Origin of the sequence: Streptomyces tailanensis (genome assembly GCF_008386495.1) — a bacterium.
Classification (GTDB): Bacteria; Actinomycetota; Actinomycetes; order Streptomycetales; family Streptomycetaceae; genus Streptomyces; species Streptomyces tailanensis.
The window spans coordinates 87,906-112,680 of record NZ_VTHJ01000027.1; the positions used below are offsets into that span (position 1 = coordinate 87,906).

The 24,775-nt window shown below is 68.4% G+C and carries 21 protein-coding genes and 3 pseudogenes; 15 read left to right on the forward strand and 9 right to left on the reverse strand.

The genetic code is table 11. The annotated features are described in order from the left end of the window. Positions 1–309: 309 nt before the first annotated feature. On the forward strand, positions 310–1,209 hold the full coding sequence (locus F3T56_RS22490) for a helix-turn-helix domain-containing protein (protein WP_149827168.1): 900 nt from the start codon (positions 310–312) through the stop codon (positions 1,207–1,209). A 42-nt stretch (positions 1,210–1,251) separates the two neighbouring features. On the opposite strand, the gene F3T56_RS22495 is transcribed toward F3T56_RS22490, so the two are convergent. From F3T56_RS22495 to F3T56_RS22505, 3 genes are read right to left on the reverse strand one after another with little or no spacing between them, the layout of a single operon-like run. Continuing rightward, the gene (locus F3T56_RS22495; RefSeq protein WP_149827169.1) at positions 1,252–2,448 is read right to left on the reverse strand and encodes an amidohydrolase family protein; all 1,197 of its coding nucleotides are present in this window, start codon (positions 2,446–2,448) and stop codon (positions 1,252–1,254) included. Between the two features lie 30 nt (positions 2,449–2,478). Then, positions 2,479–3,594 carry an MAB_1171c family putative transporter gene (locus F3T56_RS22500; protein ID WP_149827170.1) on the reverse strand — a complete coding sequence of 372 codons (1,116 nt, stop codon included), beginning with the start codon at positions 3,592–3,594 and terminating at the stop codon, positions 2,479–2,481. 3 nt (positions 3,595–3,597) lie between these two features. Further along, the gene (locus tag F3T56_RS22505) at positions 3,598–4,068 is read right to left on the reverse strand and encodes a hypothetical protein (RefSeq protein WP_246203762.1); all 471 of its coding nucleotides are present in this window, start codon (positions 4,066–4,068) and stop codon (positions 3,598–3,600) included. 770 nt (positions 4,069–4,838) lie between these two features. Between F3T56_RS22505 and F3T56_RS22510 the strand changes: the two genes are divergently transcribed. The 4 genes from F3T56_RS22510 to F3T56_RS22520 all read left to right on the forward strand — a co-directional run bounded on the left by F3T56_RS22510 (position 4,839) and on the right by F3T56_RS22520 (position 7,981). Beyond that, positions 4,839–5,279 (forward strand): pyridoxamine 5'-phosphate oxidase family protein, encoded by a 441-nt coding sequence (locus F3T56_RS22510; protein ID WP_149827171.1) that lies wholly within the window; start codon positions 4,839–4,841, stop codon positions 5,277–5,279. A gap of 825 nt (positions 5,280–6,104) precedes the next feature. Continuing rightward, the gene (locus F3T56_RS49350) at positions 6,105–6,437 is read left to right on the forward strand and encodes a DUF6417 family protein (RefSeq protein WP_216372990.1); all 333 of its coding nucleotides are present in this window, start codon (positions 6,105–6,107) and stop codon (positions 6,435–6,437) included. Next, positions 6,413–6,823 carry a DUF6417 family protein gene (locus F3T56_RS47040; RefSeq protein WP_216372991.1) on the forward strand — a complete coding sequence of 137 codons (411 nt, stop codon included), beginning with the start codon at positions 6,413–6,415 and terminating at the stop codon, positions 6,821–6,823. Before F3T56_RS49350 ends, F3T56_RS47040 begins: the two co-directional genes overlap by 25 nt. Positions 6,824–7,018: 195 nt before the next feature. Beyond that, positions 7,019–7,981: a hypothetical protein gene (locus tag F3T56_RS22520; protein ID WP_149827172.1), complete on the forward strand. Its 963-nt coding sequence runs from the start codon at positions 7,019–7,021 to the stop codon at positions 7,979–7,981. A 74-nt stretch (positions 7,982–8,055) separates the two neighbouring features. Here F3T56_RS22520 and F3T56_RS22525 read toward each other — a convergent pair whose 3' ends face one another. Together F3T56_RS22525 and F3T56_RS22530 are read right to left on the reverse strand one after the other, a co-directional pair. Beyond that, a complete protein-coding gene (locus F3T56_RS22525) occupies positions 8,056–10,290 on the reverse strand; it encodes an NACHT domain-containing protein (RefSeq protein WP_216372992.1) in 2,235 nt (744 codons plus the stop codon). Continuing rightward, on the reverse strand, positions 10,287–10,661 hold the full coding sequence (locus F3T56_RS22530) for a hypothetical protein (RefSeq protein ID WP_149827173.1): 375 nt from the start codon (positions 10,659–10,661) through the stop codon (positions 10,287–10,289). Before F3T56_RS22530 ends, F3T56_RS22525 begins: the two co-directional genes overlap by 4 nt. 344 nt (positions 10,662–11,005) lie before the next feature. Between F3T56_RS22530 and F3T56_RS22535 the strand changes: the two genes are divergently transcribed. The 5 genes from F3T56_RS22535 (at position 11,006) to F3T56_RS22555 (ending at position 16,264) form a co-directional block, all read left to right on the forward strand. Beyond that, the gene (locus tag F3T56_RS22535; RefSeq protein WP_149827174.1) at positions 11,006–11,671 is read left to right on the forward strand and encodes a hypothetical protein; all 666 of its coding nucleotides are present in this window, start codon (positions 11,006–11,008) and stop codon (positions 11,669–11,671) included. A 77-nt stretch (positions 11,672–11,748) separates the two neighbouring features. Beyond that, on the forward strand, positions 11,749–12,312 hold the full coding sequence (locus tag F3T56_RS22540) for a 2'-5' RNA ligase family protein (RefSeq protein ID WP_149827175.1): 564 nt from the start codon (positions 11,749–11,751) through the stop codon (positions 12,310–12,312). A 70-nt stretch (positions 12,313–12,382) separates the two neighbouring features. After that, a complete protein-coding gene (locus F3T56_RS22545) occupies positions 12,383–13,474 on the forward strand; it encodes a tyrosine-type recombinase/integrase (RefSeq protein WP_216372993.1) in 1,092 nt (363 codons plus the stop codon). Between the two features lie 28 nt (positions 13,475–13,502). Continuing rightward, positions 13,503–13,853 carry a helix-turn-helix domain-containing protein gene (locus F3T56_RS22550; RefSeq protein WP_149827176.1) on the forward strand — a complete coding sequence of 117 codons (351 nt, stop codon included), beginning with the start codon at positions 13,503–13,505 and terminating at the stop codon, positions 13,851–13,853. Continuing rightward, positions 13,853–16,264 (forward strand): site-specific integrase, encoded by a 2,412-nt coding sequence (locus F3T56_RS22555; protein WP_149827177.1) that lies wholly within the window; start codon positions 13,853–13,855, stop codon positions 16,262–16,264. The genes F3T56_RS22550 and F3T56_RS22555 overlap by 1 nt, the downstream gene beginning before the upstream one ends. A 12-nt stretch (positions 16,265–16,276) precedes the next feature. Here the strand turns inward: F3T56_RS22555 and F3T56_RS22560 are convergent, their stop codons facing one another. Further along, positions 16,277–16,753 carry a 2'-5' RNA ligase family protein gene (locus tag F3T56_RS22560; protein ID WP_172639076.1) on the reverse strand — a complete coding sequence of 159 codons (477 nt, stop codon included), beginning with the start codon at positions 16,751–16,753 and terminating at the stop codon, positions 16,277–16,279. Positions 16,754–17,339: 586 nt separating this feature from the next. On the opposite strand from F3T56_RS22560, the gene F3T56_RS22565 reads away from it, so the two are divergent. Next, complete coding sequence (locus F3T56_RS22565; protein ID WP_149827179.1) at positions 17,340–18,503, forward strand: mandelate racemase/muconate lactonizing enzyme family protein; 1,164 nt, start codon at positions 17,340–17,342, stop codon at positions 18,501–18,503. Continuing rightward, positions 18,470–18,868, forward strand: a pseudogene (locus tag F3T56_RS22570) (alcohol dehydrogenase catalytic domain-containing protein); the annotation flags it as partial. The gene F3T56_RS22565 and the pseudogene F3T56_RS22570, both read left to right, overlap by 34 nt. 411 nt (positions 18,869–19,279) lie before the next feature. Here F3T56_RS22570 and F3T56_RS46305 read toward each other — a convergent pair. Further along, a complete protein-coding gene (locus tag F3T56_RS46305; protein WP_172639077.1) occupies positions 19,280–19,417 on the reverse strand; it encodes a hypothetical protein in 138 nt (45 codons plus the stop codon). Positions 19,418–20,101: 684 nt separating this feature from the next. Here F3T56_RS46305 and F3T56_RS22580 point away from each other — a divergent pair. Beyond that, positions 20,102–20,683, forward strand: a complete 582-nt coding sequence (locus tag F3T56_RS22580; protein WP_149827181.1) for a carbonic anhydrase — start codon at positions 20,102–20,104, stop codon at positions 20,681–20,683. A gap of 14 nt (positions 20,684–20,697) precedes the next feature. Next, positions 20,698–22,191, forward strand: coding sequence for a SulP family inorganic anion transporter (locus tag F3T56_RS22585; RefSeq protein ID WP_149827182.1), 1,494 nt, complete (start codon positions 20,698–20,700; stop codon positions 22,189–22,191). A gap of 340 nt (positions 22,192–22,531) precedes the next feature. Here F3T56_RS22585 and F3T56_RS22590 read toward each other — a convergent pair whose 3' ends face one another. Further along, on the reverse strand, positions 22,532–22,882 hold the full coding sequence (locus F3T56_RS22590; RefSeq protein WP_342786973.1) for an STAS domain-containing protein: 351 nt from the start codon (positions 22,880–22,882) through the stop codon (positions 22,532–22,534). A gap of 191 nt (positions 22,883–23,073) precedes the next feature. Here F3T56_RS22590 and F3T56_RS22595 point away from each other — a divergent pair. Beyond that, positions 23,074–23,283: pseudogene (locus tag F3T56_RS22595) on the forward strand (MarR family transcriptional regulator); the annotation flags it as partial. A gap of 169 nt (positions 23,284–23,452) precedes the next feature. On the opposite strand, the pseudogene F3T56_RS22600 reads toward F3T56_RS22595, so the two are convergent. Continuing rightward, positions 23,453–24,706, reverse strand: a pseudogene (locus tag F3T56_RS22600) (heavy metal translocating P-type ATPase); the annotation flags it as partial. Between the last annotated feature and the right edge of the window lie 69 nt (positions 24,707–24,775).

Sequence of the window (24,775 nt, forward strand, 5' to 3'; positions counted from 1 at the left end):
TGCACAGGTCTCGCCAAGATCCAGACCTATCTCGGCGAGGGGCGGCCGAACCGTTGTCCGCAGCAGGAGGCCGGCGCCCGAGGGGTGTGAATTCTCGGGCGCCGATTGCTCCAGGAACACTCCGCACCTGAGACAGCGCAGGCTCCCCCTCGACCTCCCACCCACCCCGGAGGTGTCACAGAGAGGCCGAAGGCGAAGATCGAGTAAGCGTGCGCAACCCCCCGTCTTTCGCTAGGCTGAAGCTATTCCGGCTCAACGAAAAAGTCAACGCACCGATGTTCCTTCGGTTTGACGAAAAACAGGGGTGAGATGTCTGCTCGTCACTTCGACCGACACCGTGTCCGCACGGTGCGGCGAGCTGCCGAGATCTCGCAGGCCGAGGTGGCCGCGGCCGTCGGCGTGGCCGACTCGACGATCGCTGGCTGGGAATCGGGAGACACGGTCCCTGACGCAGAGAAGCTGCCCGCGCTGGCCCGCGCCCTCAAGCGAGGGCTGGACGACCTGTTCCCGCGCACCGGGCTGCCCGATCTGACAGACCTGCGTTGCGATGCCGGCTACTACCAGTACGAGACAGCAGCGCTGATCGGAACCAAGAGCGCCGGCCCAGTGGCGGGAGCCGAACGCGGGGAGCGGCGACTCAAGGACAAGTACGTCCCGGACCTGGCGGCGGCGTACCGGGTGAGCGAGGAGGAGCTGCGGCGGGCAGAGGATCGGTCGATCGCCAAGGCCCAGGAGCCACAAGAAGGCCAAGCCGCAGAGGATGTGGGGACCGTCCCGGTTTCCGCGGGGCCGCCCGACACGCTGGCCGAGAAGATCACTTTGGTCTTGGAGCGCTCGTACCCCGGGCAGCAGGGACCGCCGACGGACTCGGAGATCGCCGACGCCGTCAACGCTCATGCCGGGTCGAAGGTCATCACCTGGGAGGGTGTCCGGGATCTCCGAACCGGCGTCGCGGAAACGGCTTCGCCCGTCGTCCTTGAGGGCCTGGCCGCCTCCCTCGGTGTGTCCCCGCTGTACTTCCAGCCGGACGATGCCGTGGCCCGGCAGGTCTACGAGGGCCTCCGACTCCTGTCAGCGTCGAGGCGCGGGTCCGTGGGCCGGGTCAAGGGGCGAGGCATGGGCTCCCAGGGTTTGCCGGCGAACGTCATGGAATTCGTCAACGACCTGGTCACGGAGCTGGAGCAGAGAGAACCGGAGGCGAACGAGTAGCACTCTGTCCGGGACTCCGAAAGGCCCCGGACATGCTGGCCCCTACTGCTGTGCTGCCGTCTCGCGCGGCTCGTACCGCCGCCCGGCGGCCACCACCGTCCGGACCGCCTGCAACACGGTGAGGTCCTCAAGGGGGTCTCCGTCGATCACCAGCAGATCCGCCCGGAACCCGGGAGCGATTCGTCCCGTCGCCTCGCCCAGCCCCAGCGCGCCAGCCGCGTCGGCGGTCGCCATATCGAGGATCTTGCTGTTCGGCAGGCCCAGGTGCGCGTAGAACGACAGGGCCGACGCGAGACCGTCGAACCCCGCGCGCTGGACTCCGGCATCGGTTCCGGCGATGAGCTTGGCGCCAGCCTCGGCCATCTGTCGTACAAGATCGAACATGACCGCGGCCCGCTCCTCACCGAAGAACCGGGGGAGCATCTGCCAGTGGGGGCTGACGGCCGGGCAGACGGCGACGCCCTGGTCGATGATCCGCTTCAGGACATCCTGCCGGAGATCGAAGCCGTCGCTGGTCATCCAGGTGCAGTGCTCGATCGTGTCCACGCCGGCTTCCACGGCCGCGGTGATGCCGTCCGCTCCGTGAGCGTGCGCGGCCACCGGCACGCCGGCCTGGTGTGCCTCGTCCACCAGGGCGTGCAGCTCATCCGGGGTGAACTGGCTCTGCCAGCTCTTCGGCCCCTCCTTGGTCAGGCCGCCGCCGGTCACCATGGCTTTGATCACGCCAGCGCCTGCCGCGATGTTGCGTCGTACGAGATCACGGACTTCGACCTCGCCGGAGACCTCTCCGCCCAGGAAGTGGCAGTGACCGCCGGGCGGGGTCGCCGGTGTGCCCGCGGAGACGATGCGGGGGCCGAGAGCACTGCCCTGACGGATCTCCTCATCCAGGCGGAGGGCGAGGCCGTTGCGGTCGCCCAGGTCTCGGACCGTCGTCACGCCGCTGTACAGGAGCTGCTCCGCGCGGCGGCGCATGTCCTGAAGCAGCTGCTCGTCGCTCGACTCGTGGAGGGTGGCCACAGGGTCGCCGCCGCCGTCGAACGCCAAGTGCACGTGGGCGTCGATGAGTCCGGGCACCACCGTCGAGTGCGGGAACGCCAGGTGCGTCTCGTCTGCGCCGATGCGGTCGGCGAATTGCGTGCGTGGCCCGACGGCGGTGATCAAGTCACCTTCGACGAGGACGGCGCCGTCCTCCAGGTACGTCCTGGAGTCGGTCAGGACCCGGCCGGCGGTAATGAGCATCTCGTCTTGTCTCCCTTTGTCTTCCACGGATCAGGTGGTCAGCCGGAGCGCTTCGGACACCGCGATCAGCTGACGGACGTCCTCGTCGCGGGTATCCTCGCTGGGCATGGCCAGGGGTACTGCCTGTCCCGGCGCCGCTTCACCCTGCTGGATCACGGTGGCAGCGCGCCGGAGCCGGTTCGCCAGTTCAGCCGGCTCCAGGCGGAGCAGGTCGGTGCCGTCGTCCTTGTCCAGCAGGTAGGGGCTGATATTGACCAGCCCGTCCCGGCATTCCACTATCCGCCGGGTATGACGGCGGTGCACGCCACGTGCCCGCCAGCGGTCCCAGAGCCCTGAGGAAGCCGGACGCAGCTTGCTCTCCGGGTAGATCTCGGTCAGCAGCTGCCACAGCGGGCCGAGCCGACGGTGATCGCGGCGGCGGCGCAGCCACAGCCGGGTGGCCGTGATCCTGGCACGGGCCCCCGAGTAGGTGATGCCTACGACAAAGAGCAGGCTCGATACCACGATCCAGCGGGCCACACCGGCGGTGAGCCCGTCCGGTACGGAACCCCCGCTCCAGCGAACGGCGACGAACCCCGCGCGTACGGCGCAGGCCACCGCCATCACACCGAGGCCGATCGCGGTCATCCACAGACCCGTGGCGTGAGGGCGGCGCGACATGCGGGCATAGCGGGCGGACCACCATCCGGCAGCAGCGAGCGCGTACATCAGGTACAGGCCGGCGCACGCGTAGAAGAAGGCGACCTGGTTGATCGTCATGTCCGCGGTGCTGAACGATCCGGCGAGCGCCTCGTGCGGCACGCTCACGGCCGCCAGGATGATCGCCACCGCGACAAGGATCGCGATGACGGCTTCCCACCGGGCACGGCGCCGCGCTGCTCGCCCGTCTGCCGAGTACAGGTAGAAGCACATCAGGAAGTAGACCGTCCCCAGCAGCAAGACGTTCTGGAGCACCTTCGCCGCGCCGTGCCCGGCCACGGTGTCGATGCCGGTGGCACCTCCCGGCATGGCCACCGGATACGACAGCCCGGCGCTCACAAGGGCGAGGGCCACTGACCGGGTCGGTGCATCGTGCGGGGCACGCGACCACAGGTAGAGCCTCCACACGACAGCAGCTGCAATGATCAGCAGGAGTGTCTCGGTCATGGACTACAGCCACCCTCGCCGGTCGCCCAGGGCGGACTGCACCCGCCGTACTTCCGGGTCCTCCGACAGCGGCGGGAGCTCGTCGAGCACCGAGGACCACTCCAGGATGATCGTGGCCGCCAGCTCCACCGAGCACTCCTCCGCGTCCTCGTACGAGCAGCGGCGAGCAACCCGGCGGATCAGCTTGGGGTCCAGTACAGGGATGAGGCTTGCCCAGCCCTCGACGAAGTCGTCCGGTGACTCAGAGGCCCCGGCCGCCTGGTCCCCCTCCCACTCGGCGACGAGGATGTGGAGGATCTCGTGGAGGATGATCTGCAGCTGGTGCAGCCGGGTCGTCTCCTGCTGGTAGAGGACCACGTCCATCTGCGGCGTATCGACCCACAGCCCCGACGGCCCCGGCTTCTCCAGCGGGAAGGCGCGCAGGACGATCGGGCGCCCGCGTCTCTCGCTGAGGGCGCGGGCCAGTTCCTCCACGTCCAGCGGGGGGGTGGATACCGAGGTTGCGCAGTTCCTTCCGCAGCCGCCGGTGGAGGTCGCGCTCCACGGTCCGCTTCTCAGCTCTGCGCCATCGGCTCAACAGCCGACGCAGCGCGTGGTCCCGCGCAAGCACTGTGGGTTCCGGAGCGCTGCGATGGCTCTCTCCCGACATGAGCAATCCCTTCGTACCGGCTGATCGAGGTTCATGCTCGGAGCCGGGCGACGGCCACCACGGGCCAAACGATGTTCGGATCCCCGGACAGCTCATGAGGGTGACAACGGACGCCGAGACCACAACGACCGAAGGATGCACGCCAACCTGTGCGTGGAGCCGCAAGGAGGCGGAGATGCCTTCTGGATCCATGTGATCGCTAGAGCGAACGATAAATCGACCCGTCCGAAGCCTGCCGATGAGGCCCTCGGGGACCTCTCGGACCTTACGCGAGGCCCATCTGAAATCAAGGCCGGAAAGTGACACTTCGACGCCGAGCGGAAGACGAGAGACCACCCGTCAAAACCGACTAAATCTACCGGTTGTCGTTTTGATCATGACTCTGAGCTTGCGCTTCATCTTCTGTTCATACGGGTCGCAACTGACTTGATCGACGCAAGGCGTCGTTACGTATTTGAGATTTTTAGCTAGCCTCTAATGCACCTAAACCGTACTTAGATCGACATATTGCGGCGCCTTCATGGCGCCACAAGGGCGTGTGGAAACGGTCACTTCGGTGTGAATCCGAACCTTGCTCCGCGTTAGGCTCCCCGCCATGCCTAGCGATGTATCCAGCCAAATATCTGAGCACTCTGCGTTCTGGAGCGAGTACCACTTGTGCACGCTTACGACGCTGCGTTCCGATGGCAGCCCGCATGTGGTCCCTGTCGGTGTGACCGTCGACGCTGACGCAGGCGTCGCTCGGGTTATCACGCGCAAATCGAGCAAGAAGGTCGCCAACATTCAGGCATCCCGTCCCGGCGAAGCCCGTGTCGCCATCTGCCAGGTCGACGGAGGTCGTTGGGCCACTCTGGAGGGCACGGCCGCCGTCCTCACCGACGCTGCCGCAGTCGACGACGCCGTGGCCCGCTACGCAGACCGGTACGGACGGACACCGGCTCCAGACCCCGAGCGCGTGGTCATCGAGATCGCGATCCAGCGGGTCATGGGGCTCACCGCCCTCCCTCGCACCTCGCCAGGCGGAAGCGCCTCCTGAGGCAATCGCCCGCCGCCTCGACAGCGGCCTCGAGCCCGTCAGGGGTCGCCCCCTCGTCGTCCTCGAAATCCGCTCGGCCGTGCGGCCGGAGGGATACCACACCTGACCGTGACGTCATCAGCCCCGGTCAAGCCCAGGCAGCGCGTGGATCCCTCCTGGTTGGAGACAACGCAGCCACTGGCGCGGGTAGTTGCTCCAACGCGGTAATGCGTTGTGCCACGTTGTAGCGCTGTGTCATGGATGGAGGCATGGTGGCGGTCATCGGCGCAGCGATAGGTGCGGTCGGCGGGCTCGGCGGAGGCTGGCTGGCTGTTCTCGGGCAGCGCAGCCAGCGCAGGGCCGGGCACAACCGCTGGCGGGATGAGGTGCGGCGCGATGTGTACGCGGTGTTCATCTCGACGACGAAGCGGCTCTCGACCGCGCAATGGAGGGCGGCCGACTGCCTTTGGGCGTCAGGCAGCACCCCGAGGAGTGGCAGGCCGGCTTCGTTGAGGCGCACGGCGCCTGGACCGAGTTCAGTGCCGCCGCCGCAGCCGTCACCGTGCCTGGACCGCGCCCCGTGGCCGACGCCGCGGACGTCCTACATACGGCGATGTCCAGCATCCAGAACGCAGTCATGAAGTGGCTGGGCGCCGCCCAGGAGGCCGGACACGGCCGCTTGGAAGAGTTCAACAGCCAATCCCAGGCAGAGCGGCCTGGGCCAAACGGAAGCCGGACCAGGGCTTCCAGGCAGCCGCGCGAACAGCGTTGAACGCCGAGACAGACTGGCCCGTCCATCCCGACAATGGCCATGGAACACCGCGCCGAATCGGAACGAGGCTGTGGATGAGGAACAGGGACCAGCAACTTGCCGTGCTGCAGACTCTCCGCGAAGAAGAACGGACAGCACGACTCGGCTGGGTCCTGGACGACCAGGTCACGGCCGACTCTCCGAAGATGGCGGAGGCGGTAGTGCGCGACGGCCTGGTGGAACTGGCCGACCGGGACACCCGTGCCGAGCTCTCCGCTCAAGTGTCGAGGCCCGTACGGTGGGCGGCACGCCTGACCTCGTACGGCCGCGACGTGCTGGTGTACGCGCACAACCTGCCGCGCCCCGTGCCGGACCTGGACGAACCAGCCCCGAGGAACGGCGGGTGGAGTTACTCCCTGCCCAGATGACAGCCCTGCGCCGCTTCGTCAGCGTCGCCCCGGAGCTGAACACGCAGCCGGCCGACGGGCTCGCCGATCGCGTACGCACCGCGGCCTTCAACCGTGAGGACAACCGCTGGCGCATGCATCTGACCGAGACGCAGATCGCCTCCGTCGCCTACGGGCTCTACCTGTACCGGCTCACCGGCTCTGAGGCCGAGGCCAACCGCTTCGCCCGCGACTACGGCGTCGTCTACCGGCCGTGTCCGGACACGGGTGTGCCGACCGCGGTCACGATCGCCCAGGGTGCAGGGGCCGCCCGGGCGGTGGGCACGGTTGCTGCACGGCGACGGCGACCGATGACGTTCGAACTCTGTGAAAGCGAGGGGGAGTTGGTGCGGGAACCCGGAGGGTGACCTGATGTGTGACTGGTCTGCGGCGGAGGGTGGCTGCTCGTTGACCGCCGTGAGTGGGGCTTTGTGCTGACCGTGAAGGCCGGGCAGGATCACGGTGAGACGGTGGGCTGCGCGCCCATCTGAGGCTGGCGCCCGAGTAGCGTTTCGGAGGGGACAGTGACGCAGGTGGATTTCGAGGCTGATGGATATGGACGTGTGGGTTTGACCGTGCCGTGCGAGATCCAGGTCCCCGACATGGATCACCTGACGTACAAGGAATGGACGCGGACGATTGCCTGCCCGGAGTGCCGTGCAACCAGGGGGCTGACCATTGAGGCTCGCAACGACGAGGCCCTGGTGATCTGCCCTGAGGAAGGGCGCGCATTCCGCGACCTGATGATCAAGGCCATGACGGTCCGGCAGCTGTTCGCCAGCTACACCAGCGAGTCGCTCGCGGCAGCCGAGGTGGTGGCAGTCCCGCGCGTGGGCGATCAGCCGTGGGGCGACCTTATTCCGCGGCTTGAGGAGGACCGGACGATCGCTCCGTTCCATTCCCGCGTCGAGGATGAGGCCAGGAAACAGTGGGAGTTGGGGTTCGGGCTTTCCGCCGAGGAGAACGGGCGCCCGTGGACTGTCGCCATGTACTGGGCACGCGGGCTGATGACCTGGGCCTTGCCCTCGCACGGCCGGCTCTTCCAGCAGGTGTACGGCCTCGGCGCCAACAGCGCCGTGGAAGCCCACATGATCATGGTGGCGATGGGGTTGGCCTTGTACGAGGCGGCATTTCGCACCGCGCCGAGGAAGATGAAGTTGCTGCCGCTCACGGAGCCCATGGCCCTGCTCGACCCCAACGGGGAAGATGCCGCCGAACGCCGACGGCAGTTGCGTGCCGTACGGACCTCGGGGGACCCGATGCAGGGCGGGACACTACGGCTGACCGACATCGACCGGCTCGAAAGCTGCAGCGACGAGGAGTGGGACCGGTGGTGCGACGGCGCCTTCGCCGCGCTGGCCTTCCACCTCAAGGCGGCCCGCCTCTACTCGGCCCAGGAGCACGGAGACCGGCTCGACCCATGGTGGCGGATCCGGATCGTCGACCGCCAGAGGGTCATGTACGTCGACGATCGTGGTTACACCTGGTACGCCGACTCTCCTCTGTGGAGCGACCACCCTGCCTGAGCGGAGTCGCAGGATCCGGCAGCCGATGCATCTTCGAAGGGTGTACGCCGGGCGGTGCGTCGCCGCTTACTCCTCTACCCGGGCTCGTCGGCCGGAGCGAGGCCCTCGGACCGCCGGTGGGAGGTGGCGGATTGTTGATCGCCACGTGTCTCGTAGCGGTGGGCGAAGTAGTTTTGAAGTCGGGCGTGGCGGAACTGGTAGACCGCGCCGGCCTGGCGCAGTATCCCCCGTTGATGGGCGTCGTCGAGGAAAGCGATCAGTGCCCAGGGCAGCCGCCCGGTCATCGGCAGCCAGATGCGGGAAAGGATCAACCATCGGCCCCAGGCGTCCGTGCTGAGCCTGACCACGGCCCCCCACACGAACCCGCCTACGAGCGCGCCAGCGAGCCCGCCCAGGAGCCCGAGCGCGAGCCCGAACGCCAGCCAGCCCACGAAGGACTGGAAGACCGCGTTCTTGCGGTTGGCCGTCAACAGCTCGGACGGACTGACCGCGCTTCTGATGTCGGTGGGGGCTTGCAACGCGAACGCCAGCCCGAACACCAGCCCGGCCACGAGGCCGAACCGGGGCACGGTCCAGAAGACGGCTTGGATCACGTCCACAAGCCCGAACCTGCGCCAGGCTATGACCTGGCTGGCCAGCACGCCGGCGAGTCCGCCCGCGAGACCGATGACGAGCCAAGCCGCCCATCCGAAGAACACCCCATCCGCGAACTGCCCCACGGCTTGTCTTGCCCGGCCGCGGATGCGCAGCTGTATGCGCGAGGGCTCGCCTCCGGGCCGGAGCCCGAACCGGAGCCCCAACGCGAGTCCGGCCACCAGTCCTCCCGCGAGTCCGCTCACGAGCCCGTACACGAGCCAGGCACGCAGGCCACCCGTGAACGGAAACGCGAGTCCGACCGCCCCGCCCCAGCCCAGGTGTGTGCGTGCGACGACGAATCCGATCAGGAGCCCGTTCGCCAGCCCGTTCGCCAGCGCGGCGGCGAGGCCGAACACGAGCCCGCCCACGAGCATCCGTGTCGTGCGGGGGATGGTGTTGCCCAGTCGCCACCAGGCGAGGTCTTTGGTGCCAAGCCGGTTCAGGTGCCAGGCGAGGTAGCCGAGCCAGTGCTGGACGCGATCGGTGTCCCAGCTCCGGTAGTCGCGATGGCTGAAGCGCTGGTCGAGGGGCGGGTGCTCGTAGACGGCGGGAACGAACGCGCCCAAAAGATGGTCTTCCAGGTTCTGGGCGGTGCCGAACTGATGCGTGTCGAGCAGCTCGGAGGGATCGTGGTCCGGGACGTCGCTGTAGACGGTGCGGGCAAGGACAACCATCAACGGGGTGGACAGCACTGCGGTGAGGTTGGCCTCTGCCGGGCTGCTCGGATGTTCGCGCAAGCGGACCAGGACCGGGTCCCACACTGTGGTGGTGCCGCTACCGCTACTGGTGGCGGTTTTGCGGGTGGTGCGGGGCAGATAGTCGGCCAGGTCTGTCAGGGTGAGGTCGTCCAGTTCGATGCCGGCCGCGGCGGTCAGGACGTCGGCAGCCGCGACGGCGGTGGCGTACTCGTCGGAGCGGCTGGTCAGCAGCAGCGGCATCCTGGTGGCGTTCAGTGCTTCCAGTGCGGCACGGTGCAGCCCGTCGGCGATCTCGTCGAACCCGTCAACCACGGGCAGGATGCGGCCGGCCTCGACCAAGGCGGCGGCCAGACTGGATCCCGTCGGGCCGGGCGCGGCGAGACCGGGGTGGTCGCGCAGGAGTTGGTCGGTCAGCCAGTCCCGCAATGAGGTGGTGGTCGGGTTCCACGACCCGAGGCCGAAGATCACCGGTACGAGGTCGGTGCTGGTGCGGGCATCGAGCAGGTCGAGGACGAACCGCAGGGTCAAGACCGTTTTGCCGGAGCCGGCCCGACCCAGGACCACCAGCCGGCCCGACGGTATCCGCTGATAAATGTCGACGACCCGGTCCAACTGGCCGGTCAGGGCCAACGGACTGGAGATCACCCCGGCTGGGCCACGGCAGATATTGGCCCAGTGATCCATCAGGGCCTCGGGGGCGAGGTGCCACCGCACCGGCAGCGGGAAGGGGTCATGCACCCGCCGCCGTTCCTCCTCCCGCCGCCACTGCGCTCCGACCGCCTGAGCAAGCTGGTCGGCCGCTACCGCCAACCGCTGGTTCTCCGCCGACGTGCAGGGGGCGGAAGCGTCCTGCTGGGACGGCTGGGACGCCGACGTCCCGTAGTTGACGGTGACGTCGCCCACCACGCGGCCGACGAAGGTGCCTGAGCCGTGGTTGTGCTGGTCACCCGTTTCCCGGCCTTCTCCCTCGGTCACCGGGAGCTGTCGTGGTTGATGGTGAGCCCTCCGATCACATCGCCGGCGATGAACGTTCCCGCCCCCTCGTTACGCTGCACCTGCACGACGGGGGCAGCGGACGGAAAGGTCGCCAGAGAACGCAGCTCTGCCAGGACCTCGGGACGGCGTTCCGCGTGGGCAGCGAGGAGTGACGCCAAGGCGATGCGGAGGTCGTCGTCGGCAACGCCCCGCGAGAGTGCGCCCAGTGCCGCATCGCGCTCCTCCGGGGTACCTTGCCGAAACAGGCGGTCAACCGTCGCACGGGCGCGGCCCCATCCCACACGAACGGCGTCGGCGAGAATCGTTGCCGCGGCACCGGTGGCGATGGCGAGCACTTCGGCATCAGACATGACCGCATGATGCCAGGCCATCAACTCTGCTGCCGGAGCTTCACGTTGATCTGGGAGAGCTGTAAACCAATGGGGCAAATGCCAAGCTCGCCGCCTCGTGTAGCCAGACCGGCACCACTCACGGCTGGTTGCTCAGAGCTCGCAGAACGATCACGGTCGGGGTCACGTCACGCGACCGCGCGTCAGCCGCCGTAGAGGGTTGAGGACGGACGCAGTAAGTGGCCCTCGTGGAAGTGCTGTTGCGCTGGCCACCGGGATAGTGGGCTGGTTCGCCGGTTCCGTTCCCCGACTGGAGCAGGAAGGATAGGCCAGGGAGCAGGGGGACAGACGTCGAAGGGGACTCGATGGCCATCGCATCTGGAGCGGTAGTGGCGGCGTGGAATCTGGAGACACGCGTCTCGCCGACGCCGCACGGACCGCGGGTTCATGTGATTCCCCGCGATTTCTCGGTCACCGAAGGGCTGGGCGAGGACTGCCCCACCCTGCACCTGATGGCGCCGCCGTCAGCAGAGCGGCTGACCAAGGAAAGCGCCTCCGTTATCGTGGTGGATGCCACCAGAAATGGCTCGTCCTGGGGAAGCACCAAGGAGCTGGACGACAAGCGCAACGCGGAATTCGACGTGCTGGAGAACGCCGTACGCCAGCATCCGGGGGCTCTCATCGTCGGTGCGGTCACGGGCAGGTGCAGAGCTCTGGTGTGGGTTCGTGTCCAGCCGCCGTCCGTGTGGGAACCCGTCGGGTACACGGTGAGTGTCCGCACCGAAGAGGCAGAGGGCGGGAATCCCGAGTTCTATCCGTCGGCGATCTACGGATGGATGCGGTGGTGGCTGGAGAACATCGACCGCAGCACCTTGCCGGAGGACTACCCGGTGGGCGTGTTGCTGCCGCAGCCGCCGCAGTCGATGGACATGGTGTTGGACGAGGGAACTACCCGGCTCCTGATCAGCTACGCCTTGCGCCCCATCCCGCTGGGGGAAGTGAGCGATCCCGAGGATCCGCTCTTCCGGTGACGATCTAGGGGGCGAGTTCCGGCCCCGTAACCGAAAGCAGCATCCGGTGCCGTGACTGATCGATACGGTTCCACGTCATGAAGCCGTTCGAGTTCAAGGCCGGCGACCGGCCCTGGCAGATCGGGACTCTCCTCCACTGGTACGTCGAGGTGGAGTGGAGCGACCCGAGGCACAAGGCACTGAAGGACCTGGTCACAACCTCCAACCAGGCTCTCCTGGACGCCGGTTTCCCCATCACACCCGTGGAGTTGCAGTGGCTCCACATCACAGTCGACCAGATCAGCGTCCCAGCAGACCAGATCGGCTCGGAGCAGCGGAGCAAGCTGATCGATGAGGTGTCCACTCGGCTCGTGGGCATCGCACCCTTCACCGTCACCGTGGGGTCGCTGCTCTCATATCACAGCGGGGTCATCGCGGACCTGGCACCGGACGAAGACCTTGCTGCTCTGCATGCCACCGCCCGCTCAGGCACACGGACCGCGCTCGGCGACGAAGCGTGCCAGTACCAGTGGGGGTTGCAGCACCTAACGACCGCCTACGCTAACCCTCGGGAGTTGCATCAGACGCGCGGGAACGCCCGGGCCACCAGGTGGCGGGGCGGCGACTTCGAACTCCAAGGAGCGTACTCTCTGACGGCCTGACCTGCCACTCTTGAACCTCTTCCCCGTCTGATGCAAGATACGCCCGTCAGACGGGAAAGGGGTCTTCGGCGTGCGGCGAACCGTGGACTTGGCCGGCTCCGCTCACCTTGAGCTGATCTCTGGAGTCGTTCACCTGCGTCCCGAGGACGCCATGTTCGAGGCCATGCTGCGCGGCTGGCGGAACCAACAGCTCGCCCGCAATCTCAAGGCGAAGACGATCGGCGACCGCGAGAAGCTGATCCGCCGGTTCCTCAAGTTCGTGAACGACTACCCGTGGGCGTGGAGCCCGAGTCATATGGACGAGTGGTCGGCCCAGCTCACGAGCGAAGACCACCTCGCCCCCGCGTCGGTGCGCAACTACCAGGGCACGGTGCGCCTGTTCACCGAGTTCCTCATCGATCAACGCTATGGGTGGGCGGCAGCGTGTGAAGAGGCGTTCGGCACGTATCCCGTGGCGATCTGCCATGAGTGGAATACGCTCCCGCACCTGCAGGACTACGAGGGCGATCCCGAGGCCCGACCGTTCACGCGCGAGGAGCTGCAGCTCTTCTTCGACTATGCCGACGAGCAGGTCGAGCGCGCGATCCGCGCCGGGCGCAAGGGGGCACTTGCCGCGTACCGGGACGCCACCTTGTTCAAGGTCATCTACGGGTGGGGACTACGGCGGACGGAAAGCTCACGATTGGATCTGGTCGACTTCGGACGCAACGCCAAGGCCCCACAGTTCGGCCGTTTCGGCACGCTCAACGTGCGCTACGGCAAGGCGAAGAAGGGGCAGCCGCCGCGCCGGAGGAACGTGCTGTCCGTGATGGACTGGGCCGTCGAGGCGGTCGTGGACTACGTCGAGAACGTCCGCCCGCGCTTCGGCTTCCCGGACCAGCCGGCGTTGTGGATCACCGAGCGCGGCGGGCGGCTCCAGCCCGGTTCGATCAACGACCGGTTCGAGACGTACCGGGACGCCCTCGGCCTGCACAAGGAGTTGGTCGTCCATTCGCTGCGCCACTCGTACGTCACGCACCTCACGGAGGACGGAGTGGACCGGATGTTCATCCAGCAGCAGGTTGGCCACGAAAATAGCAGCTCGATGGCCACGTACACGCACGTCAGCGACGACTTTATGAACTCGGCCCTGCAGCGGGCCCTGGCCCCGGCCTTCGCCTGAGACCGCTGCTTCAGGAAGGACACTCCGGATGCCCGCAGCGAAGCTCGACTACCAGTGGCACCTGCGCAAGGTCATGGCCGAGCAAGGCATGTTCAACACCAGCGACCTGATCCCGCTGCTCGCCGAGCGCGGCATCACCCTGTCGTCCAGCCAGGTCTACCGGCTGGTGACCGAACGCCCCGAGCGGCTGAGCATGAAGGTCTTCATGGCGCTGCTGGACATCTTGGACTGCCGGATGGAGGACCTGATCGAACCGGTCGCCGCGGCGGGGACGGGGAGCCGGCCGAAGAAGAAGGCCGCCGCGGCTGGTGGCGGGGCGCCCGAGCCGGGGCTGGGGACCCTGCGGCCCAAACGGGCCCGCGTCACCGGGATTGATTGATGACTACGGACATCGACCAACTGATCCAGGACGACCCCCTCGGCGCCGTCGTAGAACAGATCGCGCGGGTGGAGCGCGCACTGTCCGCCGACCAGATCCGGGAGGTCGCCCAAGACGTTCTTCGCGGCCCCACCCCGCGGCGGCGAGTCGCCAGAGAGCTGCGGGACAACCCGCAGGTCCTGGTCACCGGCCGCGCCCCCTCGATCTGGTCGGTGGGGAAACTGCTGGCCACCCTGGCGAAGAAGGGCGCGCAGCAGCTCGCGACGCCGCGCTGCTTCGACTGCGATCGCGAGACCGTGTCCCTGTGCAGCCGGAAGGGCGGGCTGTGGGTCTGTAGTGGGTGCGCACGCCCGAAGGAAGAATGCGCTGGCTGCGGCACACTCGCGTACGTCCACTCCCGGGACAGGAAGGGACGGCCCCGCTGTCAACGGTGCCCTGACGGCGAGGACCCGACCCAGGAGCTGATCGACCTGGTGGTCGCTCGTGACCCTGGCGTGGACCGCGCCACGGTGGAGCAGGCGCTGAGCGGTTGCTCGCGCCAGCGCGCCGTACGCCGACGCGTGGCCTGGGCCGTCCTGGACCAGCCCGGTCTACTCACCGGCGGCGGGCACACCGCGCCCACGCCGTCCGTGCTCGCCTTCATCAACGCCCTCGTCGACGCCGGCGCCACGGTGGTGCAGCGGCCGGGCTGTGCCCGCTGCGGTGCGCCCGATCGTCTGCGCGCCAAGCGGGACGGGCAGCGGATCTGCTGGCGCTGCGAGGAAGAGTCACGTGCCGAGGACTGCTCGCGCTGCGGCAAGCACCGCAAGGTGAGCTGCCGGGAGGATGACGGCCGCCCGGTGTGCCACGAGTGCTGGAGGAGCGATCCGACCAATCACGAGCTGTGCACGGGATGCGGACGGCGCCGGAAGGTCAAAGCCCGTACGGGTGAAGGGCCTTGGTGCCAGAGGTGCAGTCCGCGAGAGGATCAGGAGTGCAGTGTCTGTGGGCAGCTCACGCGGTGCTCTACATCCCGGGCGACCGGTGAACCGTGGTGCCGTAACTGCCGGGTCCGGCATATCCGGTGCGCGTCCTGCGGAACGGTTTCCCCCCTCAAGGGCGGCACACTCGCCGCCCCGCTCTGCGCCCGGTGCCTGAACCCGGATCCGGACTTCTGGGACCGCTGCCCCATCTGTGAGAAGACCTGGCAGTTCGGCACCGAGCCCTGCCAGCGATGCCTGGTCGACCAGAAACTCGGTGAACTGCTCGGCGACGGCGACGGTGTCGCGGAGGAACTCGTGCCGTTTCGACGCGCGCTGGTGACGGTGGAGCGCCCCGACCACGCCATGGTCTGGCTGTCCAAGCCGAACGTACGCGCCCTCCTGACGGCCCTCGGCAAGGACCCACGGCCGGTGACCCACGCACTGCTCGACGAGCTGCCGGCGGGCAAGCCCCTGAACCACTTGCGTGCCCTTCTGGTGGCCGCCGGCTCCCTCCCGGCCCGCGATGAGCGCCTCGCCAACCTGGAACGCTGGACTGACCAGAAGGTGGCCGCGCGGAAGAACCTCGCCGAGCGGCGTGTCCTGCACGGGTACGCGATCTGGCACCACCTGCGCAGGCTGCGGCAGCGGCTGCGCGGACAACAGCTGACGGTCGCCCAGGACCAGAACGTGCGGGTGCACATCACCGCAGCCACCCAGTTCCTCGACGACCTGGCCGGTCGCGGCATGCTGCTCAGCGCGTGCACACAGAGCGAGTTGGACGACTTCATGGCCCACCGCGCCACCTATCCCTCACGTACGGCGCACTTTGTGCGATGGGCCGTCGCTCACCGCCATGCTCACAACCTCACCGCGCCCGCGACCCGGTGGGCGGGCCCGAGCGGTCCGCACGATCAGGACAAACGGTGGGAGGTCGCGCGCCGCCTCCTGCACGACGACGGTCCGGCCGCCGCCGACCGGGTCGCCGGCTTGCTCCTTCTGCTCTACGCCCAGCACGTCAACACCATCCGGCACCTCACCGTCGACCACGTGGAACGCAACGGCGACCAGCTGACGATCCGGCTCGGCGACCGGCCGATCGTGCTGCCCGCGCCGCTCGATGCCCTCATGGAAGAGTTGCTCTCCACTCGGCGCGGCCACACGCTGCTGGATGCGCCGGGGACCTGGCTCTTTCCCGGACGGTTCCCCGGTCAGCCGCTCAGCAGCGACCAACTCGTCGTCCGGCTACGGGCGCTGGGCATCCAGCCGCGCCAGGACCGCGCCACCGCCCTGTTCACCCTGGCCTCTCAGGTTCCGGCGGCCATCCTGGCCCGCATGCTGGGCATCCACCGCTCGGTGGCCGTGCAGTGGCAGCAGGCCAGCGGCGGCGACTGGGCAGCGTACGCCGCCGACGTCGCCGCGCGCCCGGTCCGCTCCCGCCCAGCGGACTGACCCCGGCGCTGCTCAGCCGGCCGCACCGAGCGGGATGGTCGCGACGTGGTCCCACGTGATCGTCTTGGCCTGGGCGTCGGCGGTGACGTCCACGAGGTGAACGGCCTCCACGCGCATCGGGGCATGCCCTGGGCGGACATCGTTGCGCAGCTTGCGCTGGACCTGGTCGGAATCGCACTCGTCGGCCGCGTATCCGAGCGTGAGGTGCGGGACCTTGGCCGGGTAGCCCGTGGCGTCGGCGCCGCGTACGGCCTGGATCGCGGCACGGACGGTGGTGTGGAGATCGTCGAAGGGCTCGTCGGGATGGACGTCCGCGATCACCCCGGTCGCGTACGACATGAGCGAGCCGATCACGATGTCGAACGCCTCGACACCCGCGAGCCGCTTCCCCAGCTCGCCCACGAGGGCCTGGCGTTCGGCCGGAGGGATCGCTGCACCCACGCGGTCGGTGATCTGGTCGACAGTGATGTGCAGCCAACGGTCTTCCACACAAGCGATCGGAAAGTCCCGCAAGACCCGTCGCCCCCGGCTCACGAGCGCGGCCAACTCGCGATCTTGATCACGTGGGGTGATGTACACGTGGAGCAGGGTCTCGCCCGCTGGCCACACGTCCTGAGCATGCTGGAACACGAACGGCTTCATGACCATGCACCGTAGCCACCTCGCGGTGAACACGCCTCCACTGCATTGGAGTTGGGTACGGTCCGGCCGGAGCGGACCGGAATCGGCAGTGGAGGCGAGCCATGAGAAGGGCGGGTGCGGGCCTCACGGCGTTCGAGGCGAGACGACGGTGCGGTGACCCCGGTGTGGCGGGTGAGCAGGAGGCATGCGGGTGCCGCCTTCTACCTCAGTCGGCGCCGTGCCGGGTGGCCATGAACCCGGCGGCGTCCGTCTCGACGCGGCCGACGGCGCCTCCGCCCGGCGTCTTGTCCGCGAAGCCGTTATGCGTTCGCCCCATTGACACTCCCGCCGCCCGCTCCCTACTGTCACGTCAGCATTTCGAACGGATGACGAAATATCGAACACGCTCGGATGCGACATCAACGAGCCGACGACGCAGCAAGGGACAACTGCCGTGCGCATCACCGGAATCAGCACACACGTGGTCGGGACGCCGTGGCGCAACCTGACATACGTCCAGGTGCACACCGACGAGGGCATCACCGGAGTCGGCGAGACCCGGATGCTAGGGCACACCGACGCCCTCCTCGGCTACCTGAAGGAAGCCGAGGTCAACCACATTCTCGGCTCGGATCCCTTCGCCGTCGAGGACCTTGTCAAGCGCATGAAGTACGGCGACTACGGTCGCGCCGGCGAGATCGTGATGTCCGGGATCGCCGTGATCGAGATGGCCTGCTGGGACATCAAGGGCAAGGCCCTGGGTGTGCCTGTCTGGCAGATGCTCGGCGGCAAGGTCACCGACAAGGTCAAGGCGTACGCCAACGGCTGGTACACCACCGAGCGGACTCCGGAGGCGTACCACAAGGCGGCCCAGGGTGTGATGGAGCGCGGGTACCGGGCGCTCAAGATCGACCCCTTCGGCACCGGTCACTTCGAGCTGGACCACGAGCAGACCCTGTACGCGGTCTCCCTGATCGAGGCCGTGCGCGACGCCATCGGCCCCGAGGCCGAGCTGATGCTGGAGATGCACGGCCGCTTCTCGCCGGCCACCGCCGTGCGGCTGGCCAAGGAGCTGGCCCCCTTCAAGCCGGCCTGGCTGGAGGAGCCGGTTCCGCCGGAGAACCTGAAGGCGCTGGAGAAGGTCGCCGCCAAGGTCGACATCCCGGTCGCCACCGGTGAGCGCATTCACGATCGCATCGAGTTCCGGGAGCTCTTCGAGAGCCAGGCCGTGGACATCATCCAGCCGGACGTCGGCCACATCGGCGGTATCTGGGAGACCCGTAAGCTGGCCGCCACCGCCGAGACGCACTACATGCTGGTCGCGCCACACAACGTGGGAGGGCCCGTGCTGACCGCCGCCTCCCTCCAGGTCGGCTTCACCGCCCCCAACTTCAAGATCCTTGAGCACTTCAACGACTTCGCGGACGCGGAGATCAAGAAGGTCGTCAAGGGCGCCCCGCAGGTGAATCCGGAGGACGGCTGCTTCCATCTGTCCGACGCGCCCGGTCTCGGGGTCGAGCTGGACGTCGACGCCGCCTCCGAGTTCCCGCAGCAGCAGGCCCGCTTCGACCTGTGGGCCGAGGGCTGGGAGCAGCGCAAGCCCAAGGGCACCAAGTAAGCACCGCGGTCGTCATCGCGGCACCCGGCGCCCACCGGCTCACCGAGCACATACTCCGTGAGCCCGGCCCCGGCGAGGCCCTGGTCCGCGTCCACGCGGTCGGCATCTGCGGCAGCGGCCGTGAGGTGCACCAGGTCAACCGGCCCGAGGGGTACGTCCGCTACCCGCTCATGTCCGGCCGCGAGTGGTCCGGCACCGTGCAGGCGGTCGGCGACGGGGTGCCGGACTCGCTCGTCGGCCGCAAGGTGGTCGGTGAGGGCTTCCGTAACTGCCAGGTCTGCGACCGCTGCCACGCCGCTGAGACCACGCTGTGCGCGTCGGGCTACGCGGAGACCGGGTTCACCCAGCCCGTTCCACAGGCGACGGCCTGCTGAAGTCGTGCCAGCCAGAGCGAAGGCCGTAGCAGGGAACTGGACCGTCACGGCGGCATCGCCGGACCTGCGCTTCACCCCCGGCCAGCGAGGGTCCTGGGGCTTCTTCCTCCGTGCGGTGTCCGGCTCACTCGCCGTCCGCCCGGTCTGGCCACGACCATGGGCTCTCCCGCCCGCAAGTTGCTGGCGTGCAGACCCACGACAGCGCCCGTGCGGACCGACCCGAATGGTACGGCGTGGGCGACCTGCGTCAGGTCACCACCGCCACCGCAATCTACGCGGGCAACAACTTTGGCCGCCTCGCTCCCGTCGAACCCATCGTGCGGTCCGGGTTCGGCGGCGACCCCGGAATCCCTGTGTCATGCGGGTCATCGCAACGGTGGCGTTGGAGACAGAGCACGAGCCTCATGACAGACCCCCGCTGTAGGCGGCCCAGCCGACTGTGCCGCCGCGTTCGCTGACGGAGAGTCGGCCGTGGTCGGCCGTGCCGAAGGCGGCAATGCTCTCGCGCCGCGGGGGCAGCAGATGCGGCGCCAGCGACACCGCCCGCACCTCACAGAAGCAGGTTCACGCCAACTCCACTTCGGTTTTCAGGCTCTCTTCAGCAGGAAACGTTAAGTTAACCGCGCAAACGACTTTGCCGAGTTAAGGTGCTTCTTGACCGGCCATTGACCGTTTGTTGGTGCGAGCAAGAGGTTGTGAACTGCCTGGAGGGGGCGCATGTTCCGAGGTGCGACGGCCCGGACCGTTGTTTCGGTCCTCGCCGCCGTTCTGCTCGCCCTCCAGCTCTTCACCCCCAGCACGGCCTTCGCATTCGCGCACACGGCCCGTCACATCGAGGCCAAGGCTCAGTCCGGAATCCAACCTTCCGGGAAAGCTCCGCGCACTGGCACCAAACTCTCTGCAAAGGCGTCGCGCGACGAGATCGTCAACTGTCGCGACACCGGGCGCCACGGGGGCCCGACCGGTCCCCGGTGCACCCGCGACCGGCTCCGCACCGCGGTCTGCGCACCTGAAGCGCCGGAGCGGCAGCTGAGGCATGACCCGTCGGCGGCACACGACTCGGCCGGACCCGGTGCCGCACACCATCGCACGTCGAGATCGTCAACAGCACACTCTCCGGCCGCACTTCAGGTCTTCCGCTGCTGAGGAACAGAGACGTTCCCCCACCTCTGTCATGTAAGTCCGACGCGCCCCCCATGGCGCGCCAGGAGGAGTCACCACACCATGCAGCCCCTCATCGACAACGCCCGCACGTTCGGACAGCGCCCTGAGGAGTTCGCTCGCCTCGCCGAGGGTCAGTCCCCCGACGTACTGTTCATCACCTGCTCCGACTCCCGGGTCGTACCGGCCCTGATTACGGGCGCCCGGCCCGGCGAGCTCTTCGAGCTGCGCACCGCGGGCAACATCGTCCCCCCGTACGCCTCCGACACCCCCACGGGCGAGAAGGCCACCATCGAGTACGCCGTGCAAGTGCTCGGCGTCCAGCACATCGTGGTCTGCGGCCACTCCCACTGCGGCGCCGTCGGCGCGGTCGTGCGCCACGACGACCTGAACGCCGTACCCGCCGTACGCGACTGGCTCGCGCACGCCGCGGACGAGCCCAAGTGCTCCGACCCCGGCGACCCGACGGTCGCCGAGGCCGTGCAGAACCACGTCCTCACGCAGCTGCTTCGGCTGCGCTCCTACCCGTGCGTCGAGAAGCGCCTCGCGACCGGTGAACTCCAGCTGCACGGCTGGTACTACGAGGTCCACACCGGCATCGTGCGCGAACACCGCACACAGAGCGACACCTTCGAGACCCTGTAAGGGAGTTGGCGACCATGCTGTCCAAGTTCCCTTACCTGAGGCAGGACTTCCTCGCCTCCATCGTCGTCTTCCTCGTCGCCGTGCCGCTGTGCGTCGGCGTCGCGGTCGCCTCCGGCGTCCCGGCCGAGCTGGGACTCGTCACCGGCATCGTCGGCGGCCTCATCACCGGGCTCATGCCCGGCAGCAGCCTCCAGGTCTCCGGGCCGGCCGCCGGCCTGACCGTGATCGTCTTCGAGGCCGTCAGCGAGTTCGGCGTGGCCACCCTCGGCGTGATCGTGCTGATAGCCGGACTGCTCCAGCTCGCCATGGGCTTCCTCAAGATAGGCCGCTGGTTCAGGGCCATATCCGTCGCCGTCGTCGAAGGCATGCTCTGCGGCATCGGCCTCGTCATCATCGCCGGGCAGATCTACGCGGCAGCGGGCCTGAAAGCCCCAAAGACCGGCATCGGCAAGATCGTGGGCCTGCCCGGGGCGTTCGCCGACGCCCTCGGCAGCACCGAGGCCCTGGCCTCGCTCGCGATCGGGGCGGCCACCGTCGCCGTGATCGTGCTGTGGAAGAAGCTGCCGAAGAAGGTGCAGGCCGTGCCCGGCGCCCTCGCGGCAGTGGTCCTGGCCACCCTCGCCACGCTCGCCTTCAGCCTGCCGGTTGCCACCGTCCAGGTGGAGGGCCTGCTCGGCGTCATCCAGCCGCCCAGGTCCGAAGCCTTCGGCGAGCTCGCCAACCCGGCCATCTGGGGCACCATCATCGCGTTCACGCTCATCGCCTCCGCCGAGTCGCTGTTCAGCGCCGCGGCCGTGGACCGCCTGCACGACGGCCCACGCACCCAGTACAACAAGGAGATGATCGCCCAGGGCACGGGCAACACCGTGTGCGGTCTGCTCGGCGCGCTGCCGATGACCGCGGTGATCGTGCGCAGCTCCGCCAACGTCAACGCGGGCGCGAAGACCAAGGCGTCCCGCGTGCTGCACGGCGTGTGGCTGCTGCTGTTCGCCGCCGCGCTGCCCTCCGTCCTGGCACTGATCCCGATTCCCGCCCTCGCCGGCATCCTCGTGCACGCGGGCTGGAAGCTGATCCCGTTCCGCCAGATCGCGGAGCTGTGGCACAGCCACAAGGGCGAGGCACTGATCCTCATGGTCACCGCCGTCTCGATCGTCGCGGTGAACATGTTCGAGGGCGTACTCATCGGTCTGGCCCTGTCGGTGGGCAAGACCGCCTGGGAAGCCTCGCACCTGAAGACGGAGATCATCGACAAGGGCGCCGGACCGATCCAGGTGTACCTGTCGGGCAACGCCACCTTCCTCCGGCTGCCGAAGATCCTCGACAGCCTGGAGGCCCTGCCCCAGGACCGCCCGGTGGAGCTGGACCTGTCCGGCCTGCACCACCTCGACCACGCCTGCCGTACGGCCCTGGAGAACTGGGCCGAACGGCACAGCACGGACGGCACGGAACCCGTGAAGGTCACCGAACCGCTCAAACCTGCGGCCGAGAAGATGACGTCGAACACCTGACACCGCTCAGCAGCCGGGCGGTGCACACCACACCTGCACCACCCGGCCCACCCTGCCTGCGCCGTGTGTGCTCACTGTGCCGCGTCGCCGTCTGCTTCCTCCTTTCAACTGCCTGGCCCGCTACGGCATCCGTGCCAGTGTCCCGGCCGCCGCAGACGTCGAGGAGGACGACGCCGGGTGAGTTTCGCCAGGCACCTCGGGATCCAGCGGCCCGACGGACGGCTGCAAGGACCCCGAGGGGGCCGCTCCGCTGTCCGGACCGGAGCGGCCTGCCTGGCTACCGGCCCCTTTCCCCATCCCCGCCACCCACACACCGCCGGTGGACTCATGCAGGGCGCCGTCAGCTGCTCAGGGCGGCCTCGGCGTCGGCGACGGTGTCAAAGACCCGCAGGACCTGATCGGCGCCGGTCATCTCCAGGATCTGGCGCAGCGGGACCGGGACGCAGGCCAGGACCAGCACGACTGCTGCCTTCTCCGCCTCACGAAGGGCACCCAGCAGCACGTTCGGCCCCGCCGAGTCGCAGAACGACACATCCGTCAGCTCCACCACGACGGCCCGCTCCGCGCGATCGATCGCCTGCGTCAGCTGCCCGCGCAGCTCCAGCTGCGTGACGTAGTCCATGGCCCCGCGGACCTTCGCCACCAGGCAGAGGCCCGATACGGTCCTCTCGACCGAAGGAAGATCTTCCACAACGCCTGCCCAACCGTCTCGTCCGGGGCCTGAGAATGCTGTCGAGCCTATCCGGCAAGGCCCGTCCGGTACCGCCGGACCGGCACGGGTGCCTTCACCACGGGCCCTGCTTCCCCGTAGACAATGGATGAAGCGGATTTCGGGAAGTTTGCTGCCGGTGTTCCCGGTGCGGCGGCATCGAGGGGGCAGCGTTGATCGTGGACCAGCAGGCCGGAGGATGGGGCTTCCTCACCAACCATGCGCGCGTGCTGCTGGCCATCGCACGCGATCCCGCCGCACGTATCCGTGACATCGCCGCCGCCTGCCACATCACCGAACGCACCGCCCAGAGCATCGTCGGCGACCTCGAACAGGCCGGCTACCTCAGCCGGGAGCGAGAGGGACGGCGCACGCGCTACACCGCCCTTTCTCTAGGGGACCGAGCTGTCGCAGTGGCGACGTTCCCGCGTTGATGCAGCTCAGCGCTGTGCGGCTGACCCTATACAGTGCAACAGCTGTGGTGCTATCGCTGGTTCGAGTGGTTCGCCCACCTCCGGCCGTACATCGATGCGGTACGCGGTGGCCCAGGTGTCAGGCGGCGTGGTCTTCGGTTTCTGGCGCGCGGGCCTGGCGGCCGACGCTGCTGATCGCGGCGAAGAGCAGGGTGGGGCGGGCGCCGATGGAGTTGGCGAAGATGGCGGTGACCGAGGCGGCCATGGCGATCATCGCCCACACCGGATACACCAGGCCGGTCGCGGCGGCCGGGATGCCGATGCCGTTGAAGGTGAACGCCAGGGCCACGTTCTGCTTGACCTTCCGGTAGCTGGTGCGGCTGATGCCGTGGGCGGTCAGCAGCAGGTGCAAGTGATCGCGGACCAGGATGATGTCGGCGGACTCCATGGCGATGTCGGTGCCGGTGCCGATGGCGATGCCGACGTCGGCCTGCATGAGGGCCGGGGCGTCGTTGATGCCGTCCCCCACCATGGCCACCCGCCGGCCGTCCTTCTGGAGGTCGCGGACGATGGCGGCCTTGTGGTCGGGGCGCACTTCGGCGTGGACCTGGTCGATGCCGACCTGGTCGGCGATGTGCGCGGCGGCGCGCTGGTTGTCGCCGGTAAGCAGCACTGGCGTGATCCCTGCGGCGCGCAGGGCGGCGACGGTGTCGGCGGCTTCCGGGCGCAGGGTGTCGCCGAGCGCGATCAGCCCGGCCGGGGCGCCGTCGACGGCCAACGCGACCGCTGTGTGCCCGGTGCTCGTCCAGGCGTCTATCGCCGCCTGAAGGGGTGTGGTGTCGATGCCGTGCTCGGTGAGCAGGGCGGGGCGGCCGACCAGCACCCGGCGCCCGGCGACCTCGGCGGCCACGCCCAGCCCGGTCAGCGAGGTGAACTCCCCGGCCTCTGGCCAGAGTAGGCCCCGGTCGTTCGCCGCGTTCACCACCGCGCGGGCGAGGGGGTGCTCGGAGGAGTGCTCCGCGGCGGCGGCCAGGGTGAGCAGCTCGTCCTCGCCGAGGTCGTGGGCGTGGATGCCGCGCACGGTGGGCTGGCCGAGGGTGAGGGTGCCGGTCTTGTCCAGCACCACGGTGCGCACCTGGCGCAGGGTCTGGAATGCCTCGCCGGTGCGCATCACGATGCCGTGGTCGGCGGCCTGGCCGGCGCCGCGCACGATGGCCAGCGTGGCGGCGATGCCGACCGCGCACGGGTAGCCCATGACCAGCACCGTCAGGGCGGCGAAGACCGCCCGCCGTACGTCGGCATCACCAGCGAGGGCCGAACCGGCCAGCCAGGCGGCCAGGGCCAGGGCGGAGGCCGTGAGCACCGCGGGGGTGTAGATGCGCAGCACCCGGTCGACTAGGGCCTGTTCTGAGTTGAGATCACGGGATCGGTCATTCCCGCTTCAGGAGGGCGCTGGCTGCGG